The organism is Streptomyces sp. TRM49041, assembly GCF_008271805.1.
Lineage (GTDB): Bacteria > Actinomycetota > Actinomycetes > Streptomycetales > Streptomycetaceae > Streptomyces.
Genome location: NZ_VSRY01000162.1, coordinates 1 through 16,748, shown reverse-complemented (window position 1 = coordinate 16,748; position 16,748 = coordinate 1). Strand labels below are relative to the sequence as shown.

The 16,748-nt window shown below is 71.5% G+C and carries 17 protein-coding genes; 8 read left to right on the top strand and 9 right to left on the bottom strand.

Annotated features, from left to right (window positions below):
* Positions 1–8: 8 nt before the first annotated feature.
* Both FVS66_RS27585 and FVS66_RS27580 read right to left on the bottom strand, forming a co-directional pair.
* Positions 9–605: a phage tail protein gene (locus FVS66_RS27585; protein ID WP_149183950.1), complete on the bottom strand. Its 597-nt coding sequence runs from the start codon at positions 603–605 to the stop codon at positions 9–11.
* A 124-nt stretch (positions 606–729) separates the two neighbouring features.
* Positions 730–1,137 carry a hypothetical protein gene (locus tag FVS66_RS27580; protein ID WP_149183949.1) on the bottom strand — a complete coding sequence of 136 codons (408 nt, stop codon included), beginning with the start codon at positions 1,135–1,137 and terminating at the stop codon, positions 730–732.
* Positions 1,138–1,373: 236 nt separating this feature from the next.
* Here FVS66_RS27580 and FVS66_RS27575 point away from each other — a divergent pair, with 236 nt between their 5' ends.
* The gene (locus tag FVS66_RS27575) at positions 1,374–1,604 is read left to right on the top strand and encodes a hypothetical protein (protein WP_149183948.1); all 231 of its coding nucleotides are present in this window, start codon (positions 1,374–1,376) and stop codon (positions 1,602–1,604) included.
* 64 nt (positions 1,605–1,668) lie between these two features.
* Here FVS66_RS27575 and FVS66_RS27570 read toward each other — a convergent pair whose 3' ends face one another.
* The 3 genes from FVS66_RS27570 to FVS66_RS27560 are packed head-to-tail and all read right to left on the bottom strand — an operon-like array spanning position 1,669 to position 2,791.
* A complete protein-coding gene (locus FVS66_RS27570) occupies positions 1,669–1,845 on the bottom strand; it encodes a helix-turn-helix domain-containing protein (protein WP_149183947.1) in 177 nt (58 codons plus the stop codon).
* Complete coding sequence (locus FVS66_RS27565; protein WP_149183946.1) at positions 1,842–2,444, bottom strand: hypothetical protein; 603 nt, start codon at positions 2,442–2,444, stop codon at positions 1,842–1,844. Before FVS66_RS27565 ends, FVS66_RS27570 begins: the two co-directional genes overlap by 4 nt.
* A complete protein-coding gene (locus tag FVS66_RS27560; RefSeq protein ID WP_149183945.1) occupies positions 2,441–2,791 on the bottom strand; it encodes a WhiB family transcriptional regulator in 351 nt (116 codons plus the stop codon). The genes FVS66_RS27565 and FVS66_RS27560 overlap by 4 nt, the downstream gene beginning before the upstream one ends.
* A gap of 195 nt (positions 2,792–2,986) precedes the next feature.
* Between FVS66_RS27560 and FVS66_RS27555 the strand changes: the two genes are divergently transcribed.
* From FVS66_RS27555 to tuf, 6 genes are all read left to right on the top strand, one after another.
* Positions 2,987–3,445: a helix-turn-helix transcriptional regulator gene (locus FVS66_RS27555; RefSeq protein ID WP_149183944.1), complete on the top strand. Its 459-nt coding sequence runs from the start codon at positions 2,987–2,989 to the stop codon at positions 3,443–3,445.
* A gap of 207 nt (positions 3,446–3,652) precedes the next feature.
* Positions 3,653–4,231: a hypothetical protein gene (locus tag FVS66_RS27550; protein ID WP_149183943.1), complete on the top strand. Its 579-nt coding sequence runs from the start codon at positions 3,653–3,655 to the stop codon at positions 4,229–4,231.
* Positions 4,232–4,508: 277 nt separating this feature from the next.
* A complete protein-coding gene (gene rpsL, locus FVS66_RS27545; protein WP_003948652.1) occupies positions 4,509–4,880 on the top strand; it encodes a 30S ribosomal protein S12 in 372 nt (123 codons plus the stop codon).
* A gap of 2 nt (positions 4,881–4,882) precedes the next feature.
* A complete protein-coding gene (gene rpsG / locus FVS66_RS27540) occupies positions 4,883–5,353 on the top strand; it encodes a 30S ribosomal protein S7 (RefSeq protein ID WP_023587042.1) in 471 nt (156 codons plus the stop codon).
* Positions 5,354–5,392: 39 nt separating this feature from the next.
* Positions 5,393–7,519: an elongation factor G gene (gene fusA / locus FVS66_RS27535; RefSeq protein ID WP_149183942.1), complete on the top strand. Its 2,127-nt coding sequence runs from the start codon at positions 5,393–5,395 to the stop codon at positions 7,517–7,519.
* 149 nt (positions 7,520–7,668) lie between these two features.
* Positions 7,669–8,862: an elongation factor Tu gene (gene tuf, locus FVS66_RS27530; RefSeq protein WP_149183941.1), complete on the top strand. Its 1,194-nt coding sequence runs from the start codon at positions 7,669–7,671 to the stop codon at positions 8,860–8,862.
* A 152-nt stretch (positions 8,863–9,014) separates the two neighbouring features.
* On the opposite strand, the gene FVS66_RS27525 is transcribed toward tuf, so the two are convergent.
* The gene (locus FVS66_RS27525) at positions 9,015–11,201 is read right to left on the bottom strand and encodes a PIG-L family deacetylase (protein WP_149183940.1); all 2,187 of its coding nucleotides are present in this window, start codon (positions 11,199–11,201) and stop codon (positions 9,015–9,017) included.
* 184 nt (positions 11,202–11,385) lie between these two features.
* Here FVS66_RS27525 and FVS66_RS27520 point away from each other — a divergent pair, with 184 nt between their 5' ends.
* Positions 11,386–11,883: a MarR family transcriptional regulator gene (locus FVS66_RS27520; RefSeq protein WP_149183939.1), complete on the top strand. Its 498-nt coding sequence runs from the start codon at positions 11,386–11,388 to the stop codon at positions 11,881–11,883.
* A 74-nt stretch (positions 11,884–11,957) separates the two neighbouring features.
* On the opposite strand, the gene FVS66_RS27515 is transcribed toward FVS66_RS27520, so the two are convergent.
* From FVS66_RS27515 to FVS66_RS27505, 3 genes are all read right to left on the bottom strand, one after another.
* Positions 11,958–12,842 (bottom strand): hypothetical protein, encoded by an 885-nt coding sequence (locus FVS66_RS27515; protein ID WP_149183938.1) that lies wholly within the window; start codon positions 12,840–12,842, stop codon positions 11,958–11,960.
* 93 nt (positions 12,843–12,935) lie between these two features.
* Positions 12,936–15,812, bottom strand: coding sequence for a poly(A) polymerase (locus tag FVS66_RS27510; protein WP_149183937.1), 2,877 nt, complete (start codon positions 15,810–15,812; stop codon positions 12,936–12,938).
* Positions 15,813–16,748: ATP-binding protein (locus tag FVS66_RS27505; protein ID WP_149183936.1), on the bottom strand; the 936-nt coding region annotated here is incomplete at its 5' end.

Below are 16,748 nucleotides of genomic sequence, written 5' to 3'. Positions count from 1 at the left end.
GGCGGGGATCACACGGTGGCGTACGCCGGGTCCTTCATCACGAAGGTGGCCAGCGCCTGGTTGTCACCCGGCGACAGCGCCGTGAACGTCACGCCGAGCATCGCGGCCGCCTTGCGGGCGAGCTTGATGTCGTCGGTGGCGGTCACCTGGCCGCGCGGGATGACGAAGCGGTACGTGACCTGGGACCCGTCGGTGAACTCCAGGCCCAGCGCCCGCTCGTCGAAGGTCGGGCCGTCCGGCACGTCGAACTCGTACACGCCCGGGTTGGCGGTCTGGTCGGACCGGAAGTCCGTCTTCTTGCCGCCCAGGAAGAACGGCAGCGTGTCCTCGTTGAACTGGAGCATCGAGAACTTCAGCGTCAGGTCGCGGTCCGCGTACACGAACCGGGCCGGGCTGATGGACTGCCAGGTCTCGACCGGGTCCAGCTTGTCCTTCTTGGAGAAGGTGACGCCGTCGGTGGACGTGTAGCCGAGGTCCGTCCATCCGGTGCCCCAGTCGGCGGAGGGGTTGTCGGTGAAGGCGGTCGGGAGGGCCGCGCCGACCTCGGCGACGAGGACACGGCCGGTGCCGGCGACACGGATCTCGGACGAGTTGTTGCCTGCCATTGAGGGCTCCTTGAGAGAGATGAGTGGAGAGTGGTGGGTCGTGCGCGCCGTGCCGCGGTGGGTACGGCGAAGGCCCCGCCGGCGTACCGGCAGGGCCTGTCTGTGGGGCGTACGGAACGGGCGTTCAGTCCGTACGCAGGGAGAGCCGCAGCACGCAGAGGTAGCGGTTGGCGGCGGTGTAGACGTAGTCCGGCAGCCAGCGCGGGCCGTCGGCCTCGCTGACGTCGGTGATCGTCGTGGTGGCGTACACCGTGCCGGTGGCGGCCAGCAGTTCGGCGCGGGCCGCGTTCGCCAGCAGGTGTGCGGTGGGCTTGTCGGGGCCGTAGCACTCCAGCTCGATCAGTGGCTGGTCGAGGTGGAGGTCGTCGATCCAGGCGCCGCCGCGCCGGGAGACGATCACGGCCTTGGCCGTGCCGTCGAAGCCGGGCGGCGGGGTCTCGTCGACGATGGCGTCCGCCAGTTCCGCGCGGTCGGAGAGGAGGTCCACGACGATGGCCTCCACATCGGGGAAGGTGCTCGGGGGAGAGCTCATGACGGGGCATCACTCCTGTGGTCGCACCGGGAAAGGCGACGGCGGAGCTGTACCTCGGAGGGAGGTGGGCACAGCTCCGCCGCTGCATCCATTGTGAACGAAGACGTGCGAGCGCGCAACTAACTTGCTCGCGCTCGCAATTCGCCGTGTGAGGCGTGGCGTGTGCGTTACTCTCTGAGGTATCGAACATCCATTCGAGAAGGTGGCGTGAGCGGCGGATCGAGGACGGGAGCACGATGGTGATCAGCGCCCAGGAGCGACTGGCGGACGTGGTGGCCGCCGCAGTGGAGGTGGCCGCCGAGGCGGGCGAGGCCGGGACGTACACGGCGGATCTCGCCAGGACACTGACCGCCGTCGTCGGGAAGGTCGGCGCGCGCATCGCCATCGACGCGGAGACACGCGGGTTCAGCAGCGGCTGGAGCGAAGCCGTCGCCATCACGGCCGGGGGCCCTGCGGCTCGTTCATGAGGGCAGCGAGAAAGAGGAGGAGGGGCCGCCCATCGGGGCGGCCCCTCCTCCTCTTCTCGTTCTGCTATCTCGCTCTGCGGCGCGTCGCCCGCTCGGCCGCGAACACGTCCTCCAGCCGGAACAGGTGCGTACGGCCCTGGCGGCCGGCCGGGCTCAGATGGCCCAGCTGCACCCACTTGCGGATCGTCGCGGGCGCCACGTCCACCTCACGCGCCGCGAGGGCCCCGGTGATCAGCGTCATCGTGTCCACTCCTCCTCCGGCCAGGCGTGCCGGTACGCCGGGTCCGTACGGCAGTCGCACAGCTCGTCGCCGCAGTGGCAGGCCGGGTTCACGCACAGCACCGACCGCCGCGCCGGGAACGCGCGCAGCGACACCGAGTCGCACCACGGGCACCGGCCCTCGACCCGTACGACCGGCTCCGCCTCGCCCAGGGCGCGGGAGCAGCGGCGGGCCATGCGCCGCGCCTCGTCCCGGATGTGCGTGACCAGTACGGGGTCGCCGCCGGCGTGGTCGAGCAGCCCGGCGACCCGGGTGAGCCGCTGGGGGACCTGGGCGCGGCGCGGGCGGGGCAGTCGCAGCCGGTCGTGGACGGCCTCGTCCAGCTCGACGACGCCGTCCGTGATGTCGCGGATCGTGTCGGAGACGTGCAGGCGCAGTGGTGCGGTGCCACCGGAGGCGCGGGCACCGGAGCCGCCGCGGCGCGGGCCGGGCGTGGAGGGGGAGCGGCGGGAGGGGGCCAGTTCGGTCAGCAGCTCGGGGTGCTGGCGCAGCAGGGTCTCGATCCAGAACGCGGCGTCGCGCGCCGTCGCGTGGGCGTCGTCGTGAGCCGGTGCGGTCACGAGCGCCCCCGGGTGGCGGTGCGGCGGGCGCCCTTACGGCCTCGGTGGAGGGGGACGGGGCGGCCGTTGCGCCAGAGCACGCCCGCGCTGACGCCGTCGAACCAGCTCTCCGCGGGAGCGACGGTCTCCTCGCAGCGGCGCAGCACCAGGCAGCGGCCGCAGGCGCGCAGCGCGGGCTCGGCGACGGCCGCGCGCCGGGCGAAGACGACCTGCGGTGGGAGGCCGGCGCAGGCGGCGGACGCACGCCAGTCCAGGCGCTGTGGCGGGGCCGGTGGGGCCGACGGGGCCGGTGCGGTCAGCGGGGTCTGTGGGGTCGGCGGGGTCTGTGGGGTGGTGACACTCGGCATGGGGTCCTCCGTTGGCTCTTCGACGAGCTTGTTGCGTGCTCGCACATTAAAATGTTGCGAGTGGGCACGCAACCGTGAAACCCCGCTGCCCTAACGGAACTTGCCTACATAACCCTCACAATAAGGTCGCGGAACCGGTAATTCCTTGCGCGCAAGCGCGGTATTCTGGGCCCGCTTCGGAGGGAGGCGACCACCATGACGACCAGCGATCTGGAGCAGTTCGCGGCCTGGCTCGAAGAGCTGATCCGTCGGCGTGGCTTCGACATCGACAGCCCCCGCGGCGGCGGGAAGTCCCGCCTCGCCGACGAGGCCGGTGTGCACCGGGCGGCGATCACGCGGCTGCTGCAGCGGCAGAGCATGCCGGACCTGGAGACCACGAGGCGGCTCGCGCATGTGCTGCAGGTGCCGGTGCGGGAGATGCTCATCCGCTCCGGCCGGCTCACGGAGGAGGACCTCCCGCTGCCGAGCGCGCCGGAGGGCGGCCGTTCGGCGGGCGGCGGGGCGGCCGCCCGGCACCTCACGCTGGAGGAGGCCGCGGCGGGGCTCGGCGTGCCGCCGGAGCAGCGGGAGATGTTCATCCGGGTCGCGGGCCAGTTCCTGCCGGACGCCGCGGCCGCGCTGGGCGAGGAGCGGACGACGCTGGCGTCCGACTGACCGGCGTGCTGCGGGAGTTGTCGCGCTGAAACCCCGCAACCGCCGAACGGGTGACCCCGTACGTCCCAGTAAGCTGTCGTGGCTTGCCCCCCACGACAGTGCACAGTTGTACGCCCTCCTACATGTACGACCACCTGTGCGACCACGTGTACGACGCCGGTGTCGTCCGTGGGCGGCGCGGTGCCGGGACCGAGAGAGAGTCGTGTGATGGCCGAGCACGGCAGGCGGGCCGGGCGCGACCGGGAACACCAGCGGTCCGACGAGTACCCGCAGCGGGAGAGCGAACGGTCCGAGGATCCAGAGAGACCCCGGGGACACGAACGGCCGAACGGTGAGCGTCCGCAGCCGGAGCCCCACGACGATCTGCCCAGGCTGCTCGCCACGCTGGGGGAGTACCTCGAACGGCACGGGCCGGAGGAGGTCGTCGTGCTGCTGCGGGAGGAGATCGAGCGGCGGGAGTTCCAGGCGTACGGGGAGGGGTGGCGGGACGCCGCCGCGGTCTACGAGCGCGCGTTGCAGGAGACCCGGACGGCGGCGGGGGCCGCCCGTGGCCTCCGCCTGGTGCGGCGCGGCTCCGGGCGCGGAGAGGTGATCCCGTTCCCCGAGCAGCGGGCGGCGCCCCCGGAGGGCGCCGGTCAGGACGACGCCCAGGCCACGCCCGGTGGGCGGCCCTCCCTGGAGCGCAAGCGCCCCGGCTCCAAGGTCCCCACCATCCCCCGCCTCACCCGGTCCCGCCGACCCCGCCGCCCCCGCGACGAGGCCACCCCGGACGACCCGGCCCCCTGAGCCCCGCCGTGCTGGTGCCCGGCCGGTCGGGCGGGCTGCGCGGCGTGGCATTTGTTTTGACCGGAGTCCATGCGATAGGTACGCTCAGACCTTGTGCCTGGGGTGTGCCTGGGCTCCTGTGCGTGTCATCAACCGCACGGAGAGTCGGCACGGGCCACCGCAATCCGCGTCTCTCCGCCGCCAGGCGGGGGTCCGGAGGATTCGACACACCCGACCGCGTGGGTCGGCGACGTTCCAGGTTAGCTTCACTACACGGCACACAGAAACCGGAGAAGTAGTGCCTACGATCCAGCAGCTGGTCCGTAAGGGCCGGCAGGACAAGGTCGAGAAGAACAAGACGCCCGCACTCGAGGGTTCCCCTCAGCGTCGCGGCGTCTGCACGCGTGTGTTCACGACCACCCCGAAGAAGCCGAACTCGGCCCTCCGCAAGGTCGCGCGTGTGCGTCTGACCTCCGGGATCGAGGTCACGGCTTACATTCCGGGTGAGGGACACAACCTGCAGGAGCACTCCATCGTGCTCGTGCGAGGTGGCCGTGTGAAGGACCTGCCGGGTGTTCGCTACAAGATCATCCGCGGCTCGCTCGACACCCAGGGTGTCAAGAACCGCAAGCAGGCCCGCAGCCGCTACGGCGCCAAGAAGGAGAAGTAAGAATGCCTCGTAAGGGCCCCGCCCCGAAGCGCCCGGTCATCATCGACCCGGTCTACGGTTCTCCTCTGGTGACCTCGCTCATCAACAAGATCCTGCTCAACGGCAAGCGTTCCACCGCCGAGCGCATCGTCTACGGCGCCATGGAGGGTCTCCGCGAGAAGACCGGCCAGGACCCGGTCATCACGCTGAAGCGCGCCCTTGAGAACGTCAAGCCGGCTCTCGAGGTGAAGTCCCGCCGCGTCGGTGGCGCCACCTACCAGGTGCCGATCGAGGTCAAGCCCGGTCGCGCCTCCACCCTCGCTCTCCGCTGGCTCGTGGGTTACTCGCGCGCCCGCCGCGAGAAGACCATGACCGAGCGTCTGATGAACGAGCTGCTCGACGCCTCCAACGGCCTCGGCGCATCGGTCAAGAAGCGCGAGGACACGCACAAGATGGCCGAGTCCAACAAGGCCTTCGCGCACTACCGCTGGTAGTCGCACCCCACATCGAGACCGAGAGAAGACTGAAGCCTTATGGCTACCACTTCGCTTGACCTGGCCAAGGTCCGCAATATCGGGATCATGGCCCACATCGACGCGGGCAAGACGACCACGACCGAGCGCATCCTCTTCTACACCGGTGTTTCGTACAAGATCGGTGAGGTCCACGACGGCGCTGCCACGATGGACTGGATGGAGCAGGAGCAGGAGCGCGGCATCACGATCACGTCCGCCGCGACGACCTGCCACTGGCCGCTCGAGGACGTCGACCACACCATCAACATCATCGACACCCCGGGTCACGTGGACTTCACGGTTGAGGTGGAGCGTTCGCTCCGCGTCCTCGACGGTGCCGTCACCGTGTTCGACGGTGTCGCCGGTGTGGAGCCGCAGTCCGAGACCGTCTGGCGTCAGGCGGACCGCTACGGCGTTCCGCGTATCTGCTTCGTCAACAAGCTCGACCGTACGGGCGCCGAGTTCCACCGCTGCGTGGACATGATCTCGGACCGCCTGGGCGCGCAGCCGATCGTCATGCAGCTGCCGATCGGTGCCGAGGCGGACTTCAAGGGCGTCATCGACCTGGTCCGCATGAAGGCGCTGGTCTGGTCCGCCGAGGCCGCCAAGGGCGAGATGTACGACACCGTCGACATCCCGGACACCCACGCCGAGGCCGCCGAGGAGTACCGCAACAAGCTCGTCGAGGCCGTGGCCGAGAACGACGAAGAGATCATGGAGCTGTACCTGGAGGGCCAGGAGCCCACCGAGGAGCAGCTGTACGCCGCGATCCGTCGTATCACCATCGCGTCCGGCAAGGGCACGGGCACCACGGTCACCCCGGTGTTCTGTGGCACCGCGTTCAAGAACAAGGGCGTCCAGCCCCTGCTCGACGCGGTCGTCCGCTACCTGCCGTCGCCGGTCGACATCGAGGCCATCGAGGGCCACGACGTCAAGGACGCCGAGCAGGTCGTGACGCGCAAGCCGGCCGACACCGAGCCGCTCGCCGCGCTGGCCTTCAAGATCATGAGCGACCCGCACCTCGGCAAGCTCACCTTCGTCCGGGTGTACTCCGGCCGCCTGGAGTCCGGCACCGCCGTGCTGAACTCCGTCAAGGGCCGCAAGGAGCGCATCGGCAAGATCTACCGTATGCACGCCAACAAGCGTGAGGAGATCGAGTCGGTGGGCGCCGGTGACATCGTCGCCGTCATGGGTCTCAAGCAGACCACGACCGGCGAGACGCTGTGCGACGACAAGAACCCGGTGATCCTGGAGTCCATGGACTTCCCGGCGCCGGTCATCGAGGTCGCCATCGAGCCCAAGTCCAAGGGTGACCAGGAGAAGCTGGGTGTCGCCATCCAGCGTCTCGCGGAGGAGGACCCCTCCTTCCAGGTGCACACCAACGAGGAGACCGGCCAGACCGTCATCGGCGGTATGGGCGAGCTTCACCTCGAGGTGCTCGTCGACCGTATGAAGCGTGAGTTCAAGGTCGAGGCCAACGTCGGCAAGCCGCAGGTCGCGTACCGTGAGACCATCCGCAAGACGGTCGAGCGCGTCGACTACACCCACAAGAAGCAGACCGGTGGTACCGGTCAGTTCGCCAAGGTGCAGATCGCGGTCGAGCCGATCGAGGGCGGCGACGCCTCGTACGAGTTCGTCAACAAGGTCACCGGTGGCCGTATCCCGAAGGAATACATCCCTTCGGTGGACGCCGGCTGCCAGGAGGCCATGCAGTTCGGCATCCTCGCGGGCTACGAGATGACGGGCGTGCGCGTCACCCTGATCGACGGTGGCTACCACGAGGTCGACTCCTCCGAGCTCGCCTTCAAGATCGCCGGTTCGCAGGCCTTCAAGGAGGCCGCGCGGAAGGCGTCCCCCGTGCTCCTCGAGCCGATGATGGCCGTTGAGGTCACCACGCCCGAGGACTACATGGGTGATGTCATCGGTGACATCAACTCCCGCCGTGGCCAGATCCAGGCCATGGAGGAGCGCGCCGGCGCCCGCGTCGTCAAGGGCCTGGTGCCGCTGTCGGAGATGTTCGGCTACGTCGGCGACCTCCGCAGCAAGACCTCGGGTCGCGCAAGCTACTCGATGCAGTTCGACTCCTACGCCGAGGTTCCGCGGAACGTCGCCGAGGAGATCATCGCGAAGGCCAAGGGCGAGTAACTCCCCCGAGTTCACGCTTTAGGCTTGTCACCGGATACTCCGGGGCGTTCGGCGCGGACCGCGACGAATGCCCCGGGGCCGGCATCCCAGCAAAGATCACCTGGCGCCGTTGAGTAAGGCGTACAGAACCACTCCACAGGAGGACCCCAGTGGCGAAGGCGAAGTTCGAGCGGACTAAGCCGCACGTCAACATCGGCACCATCGGTCACATCGACCACGGTAAGACGACCCTTACCGCGGCGATCACCAAGGTGCTGCACGACGCGTACCCGGACCTGAACGAGGCCTCGGCCTTCGACCAGATCGACAAGGCTCCTGAGGAGCGCCAGCGCGGTATCACCATCTCCATCGCGCACGTCGAGTACCAGACCGAGTCGCGTCACTACGCGCACGTTGACTGCCCCGGTCACGCGGACTACATCAAGAACATGATCACGGGTGCGGCGCAGATGGACGGCGCCATCCTCGTGGTCGCGGCCACGGACGGCCCGATGCCGCAGACCAAGGAGCACGTGCTCCTGGCCCGCCAGGTCGGCGTTCCGTACATCGTCGTCGCCCTGAACAAGGCCGACATGGTGGACGACGAGGAGATCCTGGAGCTCGTCGAGCTCGAGGTCCGTGAGCTCCTCTCCGAGTACGAGTTCCCCGGCGACGACGTTCCGGTCGTCAAGGTCTCCGCTCTGAAGGCCCTCGAGGGCGACAAGGAGTGGGGCGAGTCGGTCCTCAACCTGATGAAGGCCGTCGACGAGTCGATCCCGCAGCCGGAGCGCGACGTCGACAAGCCGTTCCTCATGCCGATCGAGGACGTCTTCACCATCACCGGTCGCGGTACGGTCGTCACCGGCCGTATCGAGCGTGGTGTCCTGAAGGTCAACGAGACCGTCGACATCATCGGCATCAAGACCGAGAAGACCACCACCACGGTCACCGGCATCGAGATGTTCCGCAAGCTGCTCGACGAGGGCCAGGCCGGTGAGAACGTCGGTCTGCTCCTCCGTGGCATCAAGCGCGAGGACGTCGAGCGCGGCCAGGTCATCATCAAGCCGGGCTCGGTCACGCCGCACACCGAGTTCGAGGCGCAGGCCTACATCCTCTCCAAGGACGAGGGTGGCCGCCACACGCCGTTCTTCAACAACTACCGCCCGCAGTTCTACTTCCGTACCACGGACGTGACCGGCGTCGTGACCCTCCCCGAGGGCACCGAGATGGTCATGCCGGGCGACAACACCACCATGACGGTCGCGCTGATCCAGCCGGTCGCCATGGAGGAGGGCCTGAAGTTCGCCATCCGTGAGGGTGGCCGGACCGTCGGCGCCGGCCAGGTCACCAAGATCACCAAGTGAGCTTCGGCTTCTTGACGATCTGACCTGGTTGCTCCCAGGAGCACCTGCAGCATCGAGGAGGGCCCCGCACCGAGAGGTGCGGGGCCCTTCGCGTGGTGTCGCGGCCCTCGCGTCGTGCGGGCCCTTCGCGTCGCCGCGAGGTCGTCTCCTCGCTACGCCGCGTCGGTGTGGGACGCCCAGGACCAGGGGTACGCGTCCGCGCCCAGGCCAACGGCCATCGCGCCCTTCGCCCCCAGGTGGAGCGTCGCCGAGTCCAGCGGGACCACGCCCTGGGCGCGGACCGCGCGGCGACCGCCCACCTGCAGCAGGATGCGGCCACGCAGATCACGACCGAGGAGGACCGGCCCCCTCGGCGTACCGGCGGCGCTGACCGGCCCATGTCCGTCGAAGGCGGGCGTGGCGAGCCTGCCTCCGTCGACCCGTACCGCGACGAGCTTCTCGCGGGCCGGCTGCCGGTAGTACAGCGCCAGATCACCGCTCGGAGTGGTGGCCACGTCCACCGGACCCCCGGGCGCCGGCAGCGGACCGTCCGCACGGAAGGCGACCGGCGCTCCGGACGCGTTCTGCGCCCAGTGGTGTACGCGCTCCCGCCCCGCGGCGAAGACGTGCACCCGGCCGCGCCCGTCCACGGCCGCCGACAGCCCGTCCTGGATCTCGGCGCCCCCCAGGTCCCGCCAGCGGCTCCAGGTGCCGTCGGTGTCCCGGACCCGGGTGCTGATGCCCTTGTCGGCATTGCGTACGAAGAGATGGACGCGCCCGTCCGGGGCGGTCACCGCCACCGGCACGCCGATCCGCCGGCCCCGGTCGTCGTCCCGCTCCGGGTTGCCGAGGCCCGCCCAGGCGAGGAACGGACCGCCCGTGGCGCGCTGCTCCAGCACCACGATCTCGCGCTCGTTGGCGCCGCCGTGGCCGCTGAGCGCGGCGAACCGCAGCCCGAACAGCAGCTGTCGGCCGTCCAGCAGCGTCGCCGAGCCGAGGCCCGGGGCGAGTGGCCCGCCGCCCAGGTCGTCGGGCTCGTTCCACTGGCCGCTGCCGGGCTGGGTCTCGCGCCAGCGCACCGCGCGCAGCCCCAGCACCCCGTACACGGAGAGCCGCCCGTCCTGGCCGGTCGCGACGACCGGGCCGGGGCCGGGGTAGCGGTAGTGGGTGGAGCGGACCCAGCCCTTCTTGTTGGTGAGGGGGCGGGTGCCGCCGACGTTGTAGTCGCCGCAGCCGCCGCTGTTGCCGCACGGCCAGGAGGGGTCGCCGCCGTACGGCACGAGGTGGGCGGCCTTCTCCTTCAGCACCGCCTCGGGGAGGTTCTTGGGCCAGTGGCGGTTGTAGTAGCCGCGGAAGGACGTGGCGACGAAGCCGGGGATCGCGCCGCCGCCCCTGGTGGCCTCGGCGACCCAGCGGACCATCGCCGCCCAGCTGAAGGACGCGACGGCGGTGTGGTCGCCGTGGTCCGAGTAGCCGCGCTGCTCGGAGTCCCTCTTGCGGGTGGCCTCGTCGCTGTGCTGGATGTCGGGGTCGGGGTCCAGGGTGTGGATCACGGTCGGGCGGTAACGTTCCATCAGCCCGACCAGTACGTCGATCAGCCCGTCGTAGTCGTAGTCGGACGCCCGGCGGACGGGCGAGTCGGAGGCGACGACGGTACGCAGGCCGAGCGCCCGGTCCTCCCAGAGGCTGGGCACCGCCATCCAGCGGCGCGGGGCGTGCATCGCGAGGTTGAGGAAGACCAGCTCGACGCGGCGGTTGCCGTGCGCGAGGGTGTTGATCTCGGCCTGGCGGTCACCGCGGAGGGTGGCCACACCCTTCTGCCAGGGGGTGAACTTGTCCAGGCCGATCATCCGCGCGTATGCCTGGCGCAGGCCCTGGTGGCGGGCGGAGGAGTAGGCGGCCTTGTCGGCGACGGGCTCGTCGCGGCGGCCGGGTATGTGGTTCTTGCCGTTGTGCTCGCCGGCGGTCACGTACACGCAGACGAGGGGGACGCCCGCGTCGACCATGCGCCGGCAGTCCGGGTTCATGAAGTACAGGTCGTCGTCCGGGTGGGCCATGATCTGCATCAGCTGGGCGCGGCGCGAGCTGGTGATCGGCATGCCGGGGGCGGGGTCCGCGGTGGGGCCGCTGCGGCGGGGGGCGGGGACGGAGCAGCCGGTGAGCCCCGCGACGCCGGTGGCTCCGGCGAGGGCGACGGCGGCGGCGAGGGTGCTGCGCCGGGTGAGGCGGAGGCGGTCGCGCGGTCCGCCCGGTGCGGCGCCCTGTGCACCGTCCTGTACGACGGTGTCCCGTACGCCGGTGTCCCGCGCACCGGCCCGGAAAACGGCAGAGCGGACCCGGCCCCCCGGTATGTCGTTCACTTGTGCCCCCGTGCTACTGCTGCGGCCGCTGTTGAGTGAGTGGAGCTGATGGTGGCGGTCGAAGGGCTGGTCGTAGCCGCTTCCCGCGATCAGCTAGACGGATTATCGACAAGCGGGGTTGCCTGGGATGCGGCGGGGTGTTCACCGTTGACCTCAAGCGCGGTCGAGGTCCTAGCGTCGAGCCATGACTCAGAAACCTGCTGCCTCTCTCGCCCCCGCTGTCGCCGACCCGAACGCCACCGACGAAGAGCTCGCCGCGCAGCCCGTCGGCTACTGGACCGGTGTGGTCCACGGAGCCGTCGTCGCCCACCTCCGCGACGCGATGGCCCGTGTCGACGTCACCCAGCCGATGTGGTGGAGTATCAACCGCGTGCTCGCGGCGGGGGAGAAGGGCGCCACCCGCGACGAGGTGGCCGCGCGGCTCGCTGACGTCGCGGCCGACGCGTACGAGATCCCGCGGGCCGTCGACCAGTTGCTCCACCGCGGATGGCTCGCCCCTGACGAGGCCGGCGCCCTGCACCTGACGGCCGACGGCCTGGCGGCCCACGCCCGCGTCAAGCATCTCGTCACGGAGCTGCGGGCGCGACTCCACGAGGGCGTCCCGGACGAGGAGTACGCGGCCGCCCTGAGGGTCCTGCGGCGGATCAATGCGAACGTCGCGAGGGCGTCGGCCGCGGACTGAGGCGGCGGCCGGACGGGGGTACGGCGGTGCCCCGCCTCCGCCGGGGGGTCGGGGGCGGGGCACCTCTTCCGGTGTCAGTCCGCGAAGACCTCGTCGAGGGTGGTGGCCGTTACCGCGTGGCGGAGCCAGCGTCCGAGGGTGTCCAGATCGGTGCAGCCCGTGATCCGGTCACGGGCGTCCTGCGGGGTGTCGATGCCGCGGGCGTCGAGAATCAGCAAGATGTCCTCGGCGCGTCCTTCGGCGCGTCCTTCGGAGCGTCCTTCGGCGCGGAGGAGCATGGAGGTCTCGGAGCGGAAGAAAGACGTGGGGATGGCCATCTTCAGGTCCTTCCAGATCTTCGCGGCTGGAGTCTTGCCCAGTCCCTGTTCGGTGAGTTCGGCGAAGATTTCCGCCGTTTCCTTGTCGATGGTCTTCAGTGCGGTCGCCAGCGCCTCCAGTATGGCAGGGGCATTCGGACTCTTACCGTGAGTGATCGCTGAAAGGGTCGCGAGCGGAACGTCCTCCGCCGCGATCGACGCGTCCTTGATGAGCGGGATGTTGTGCGGGCCCAGGACCAGCGGACGGACGGTCAGGCACGGCCACTCGGGGAGGCCGATGCGGATCGGGCCCTTGGCCCAGCGGGCGGTGTTCTCGTCCTGGCAGACCACCAGGAGTACCGGCGGCAAGGCGTACTTGGCGTAGAGGTGGGCCAGGTAGTACGCCCAGCTGCCGTGCTTCTCGGGGTCCTTGCGGCCCTGCGCCTCGACGGCGAGGAGGTAGCCGCCGCCGTCCGCGGTGTCCATCCGTAAGAGCGTGTCGATGCGCCGCTCCACGGCCCTGGTCTCCGTGACGTCGGTCGGCAGCATCGACACCGCTACCGGGTCGGGGAAGGTGATGCGCAGCTTCTTGAAGGTCCGGGTGAAGATCCCGGGATCCTCCTGGAAGATCCGGTGCATCGCCTCGTGTGAGGAAGTGACCATGTGCGGACCGTAGGGCGATATGGCCGGTGGAATATGCCAAACGCGGTTGCGTTCGCCTGGGCGGGTAATTCACCGAACGCTTGCACGTTTCGGTCAGTGCGGTGTCGGTACCTCCCCGCCCTCCGCCCATCGCAGGGTCACCCCCGGCAGCCCCCGCAGCCACCGGTCCCCGACCGACGCGAGGGCGGCCCGGTCCGGCGGGGTGGCGCCCAGGCCGATGGCGTACCGGACGGAACCGGGGCCCGACTCGAACGGGCGGGGCCAGGCGTGGGCGTCCGGGGCGCCGGCCTCCTCCAGGGCGGTGAGCAGCGCTCGCGTACGGCCCCGGACGCGGCCCTCGTCCGGTCCCACCGGGACGGTGACCACCGCCCAGGCGGCGTGGCGCCGGTGCAGGGGCGGCGGCGCGAGCAGATTCCGCCATGGAACCTCACCCGACTCCAGGACCTCCCAGGCCCGGTACAGCTCCCGCACCAGCAGGTCCCGGCCACCCGCGCCGACCTGGTCGGTGCACGGGCGCCGCGGGTACGTGGGGGTCAGCACGGTCACGGGGAGGGTGGCGGCCTGCTCCCGGTCTCCCACCGGCTCCCGCCAGTCCCATGCCGCCCACGTCGCGAAGAAGCGCCGCAGCAGTTCCCGGGGCCGCAGGTCGTCCGCCTCGCGGACGGTGCGCGCCGCGAGCAGCGACCACGCGAGCCCCGGCAGCCCGCCGAACGGTGCCGCGTCCAGGCCACGGGCCCGCGCCCATGCCTTGACCTGGCGCGCCAGCCGGGCGAACGCCGCACGCCGGTCACCGGGCACCTGCGCCAGTACGGCGTCCGCGTCGCTCACCGCGCCGAGCGCGACGGCGGCGGCCTCGCCCAGTTCGGCGCGCCGCGCCACGGCCTCCGCGGGCGGTACCGCTCCGGTCGCCACGACCACCAGGTCCACACCCAGGCCGTCGACCACGAGCCGCAGCCCCGGCACCCGCGCTCCGACCACCTCGCGTACGCCGGTCGCCCCGGGCACCGCGGCCACCACACGGGCCCGCACCTCCGCCAGGTCCACCTCACCCGGCAGCGCCGCCACCAGATCAAGGTCCGCGCCGGGCAGGGCACAACCCATGCGCCGCGACCCGGCGACGTGCACGACCCCGTCGGCCAGCGCCCGCGTCACCCGCCGCACGACGCGCGAGGCGACTTCGGCCGCGGCCGGGGGAGCGGAGGTGGCCCGGGTCTCCCGGGTAGCCCGGGTATCCGGATCGCCCGGGTCATCTGGTTCATCCGGGGCGCCGGGGCCGCCCGGGCCGCCCCGACCGCCCCCGTCCACCCACCACACCTCGCCCGTCCCCAGCGTCACCGTCGCCCGTACCCGCATCGGCTCGTCGCCCCGGCGGGACAGCAGGGCCACCTCGCCGACGCGTGCCTCCAGGGGGCCGCCCAGGCGGGCCTCGCACTCCGCGGTGAGGGCGAGGGGTTCCTCCGTGCGGCCCAGGCTCAGATGCGGGGTGAAGCCCCGCCGGTGGCCGCGGCAGCGGGGGAAGCGCTGTTCCAGAGCGCGGCGCAGCTCCGCCCACGGGGCCTCACCGCCCGCCGCCGGGTCCAGCCACACCGTCGCGTAGTCGCGGTGGCCGAAGCTGTGCACCCCGTCCAGCAGCGCGTCGAACGGGGCCACCTCGCGCACCGCCGCGGCCACCAGCTCCGCGGCCCGCTCGAACTCCGCCTCCGGTACGAACCCGAACAGCAGATTCACGTGCGGCGGCCACCGCCGGATCTGCGGGTCGTGGTCCTGGCGGATGGCCTGCACCGGCGGCCACAGCTCACCCGGCGGCAGCCACGCCACGGCCGTACGGGGCGTGGGCCGTGCGTCCAGCGCGCCCGCCGCGCCCCCACCGTCGAGGCTCAGGTCCGCCACCACGCCGTAGTGGTCCGACACGTAGAGCCCGCCCGGCTCCGGCGTGTCACCCGTCAGCGCCGCCGCGTCCACCCGCAGCCGGTCCGCGCGCAGCAGTACGCGGTCCAGCCGCGACGCCCGCCCCGACAGCGACGAGACGGCGGCCAGCGGGTTCACACCCGGGTCGAACGTCGGCGTCCTGTCGCCCGCCCCGTGCACCTCGCTCCACGCGTCCCGCATGCCCAGCGTGGTCCCGGGCAGGTCCCCGCCGTCGTTGAAGTCGCCGGCCAGCACCACATCGCCGTCGACCGTCGCGAACGCCTCGGCCAGCCGCACCAGCTCGACCTCCCGCCGCGCGGCCCCGTCCTCGGAGTGATCGCTGCTCAGATGCGTGGCGGCGACGACCAGCGGCCCCGCGCCGGTCTCCACGACCACCGCCGTCACCGCCTTGTGCGGGCCCAGGACATGCGCGCCCGCCTCCCGCACCGGCACCCGGCTGAGCAGCAGCAGCCCGCAGTCCTCGACGTCCCGCCCGCCCGGGTCGGTGCCGAGCACGTACTCCCGCCGCACCCACTCCGCGTCCAGCAGCATGCCGAGCAGCTCCGCCTCGACCTCCTGCAGCGCGATCACGTCCGCGTCGGCGTCGCGCAGGGCCGCCAGCAGCAGCGGGCGGCGCAGGGCGGTGTCGATGCGCTCGCTGTCGTACCGGTCCCAGAGGGTGTTCCAGGTGAGTACGCGCAGCCCCGCGGCCGCCGGCACCCCACGCGGGCCCTCGGCACGCGCCCACGCACCCGCCGCCGCGTCCCACGCGTACGGCGACCGCGCCGTGAAGAACGGTGCCCGGAGCAGCCTTGCCTCCAGCACCCGCCCGGCCTCGGTCTCGTCGATACGGTCCACGCCCGTCGTCCGGTCCCAGACCAGCTCGCCGTCCGCCTCGAAGAACAGCACCCGGTGCCAGGGGATCTCCCCGCCGGGCACGAACGCGGGCAGCGGCACCCGCTCGGGCGCGGCGCCCCGCTGCATGACACCCACGACGAACCGCGCCGGGTCGAACCGGGAGTCCCACCGGACCCGGTGGTAGATCTCCTCACTCGTACGCACCTACGCCTCCTCCTCCACGGTCCCGCCCGCCCCGATGTACCAGGTGCGGTGCGCCTGGCCCGGGTACGGCGGCATGAACCGTCGCACCTGCGAGGCGAGTACCTCGGGCGGCACCGGATGCTCCCGGGCGGTGTTGCGCCGTACCAGCTCGTCCTCGTCGACCAGCACCACCGCATGCGTGACCAGCGCGTCGCGGCGCCGGGCGACGGCGTGCACGAGCGACCGCTGGTGCGGATTGAGCGAGGTGGCGTCCCACAGCACGGTCCCGCCGTCGGCCCGCGCCGCCGCGAGCGCCGCGTCGAGTCTCTCCAGGCCGAGCCGCAGGACGTCGCCGTTGGCCCGCTGGTCGGCGCGGGCCCCTCGCTCCTCGCGCACATCGTCCAGGGACAGATACGTGTCGACCCCGCCGAGAGCACGAGCGAAGGAGCTCTTCCCGCTGCCCGAGGGCCCGACCATGTGCACGAGCCGGGGGAAGCGCCCGTCCCGCCACCGCCAGGTGGCCGCGACCGCCTCCTCCACGGCCGAGACCCGGCCGGCCGCGTACAGCTCCCGGGCCTCGGCCCGGCACCGTACGGCGGCCTCCGCGCCGAGCCCGTCGAACGCCCCGTCCAGCGGCGGCTCCGGTGCCCCGGCCTCCTCGGCGAAGAGCGCGGACCACTCCACCTGTTCGCGAGCCTCCGCGTCCGCCGCCACAGCCCCGGCGACGGCATGCAGGACGTCCAGATCGACGGCGTACGACATCCGTACGAGCCCGCCCCGGCGCTCCTCGTCCGGGTACGGCCGGTGCAGCGCCCCCTGCAGTCCGACGAGGTCGGCGACGCGCCGTGCGAGGGGCAGCCCCAGCCCGGGGGCGAGCCGCCCGGCGAGCGCACCGCGCCGCTCCCGGTGCAGCAGCGCCGCCAGCACCCCGGCGAGCCGCGCGTCCCCGACGCCGAG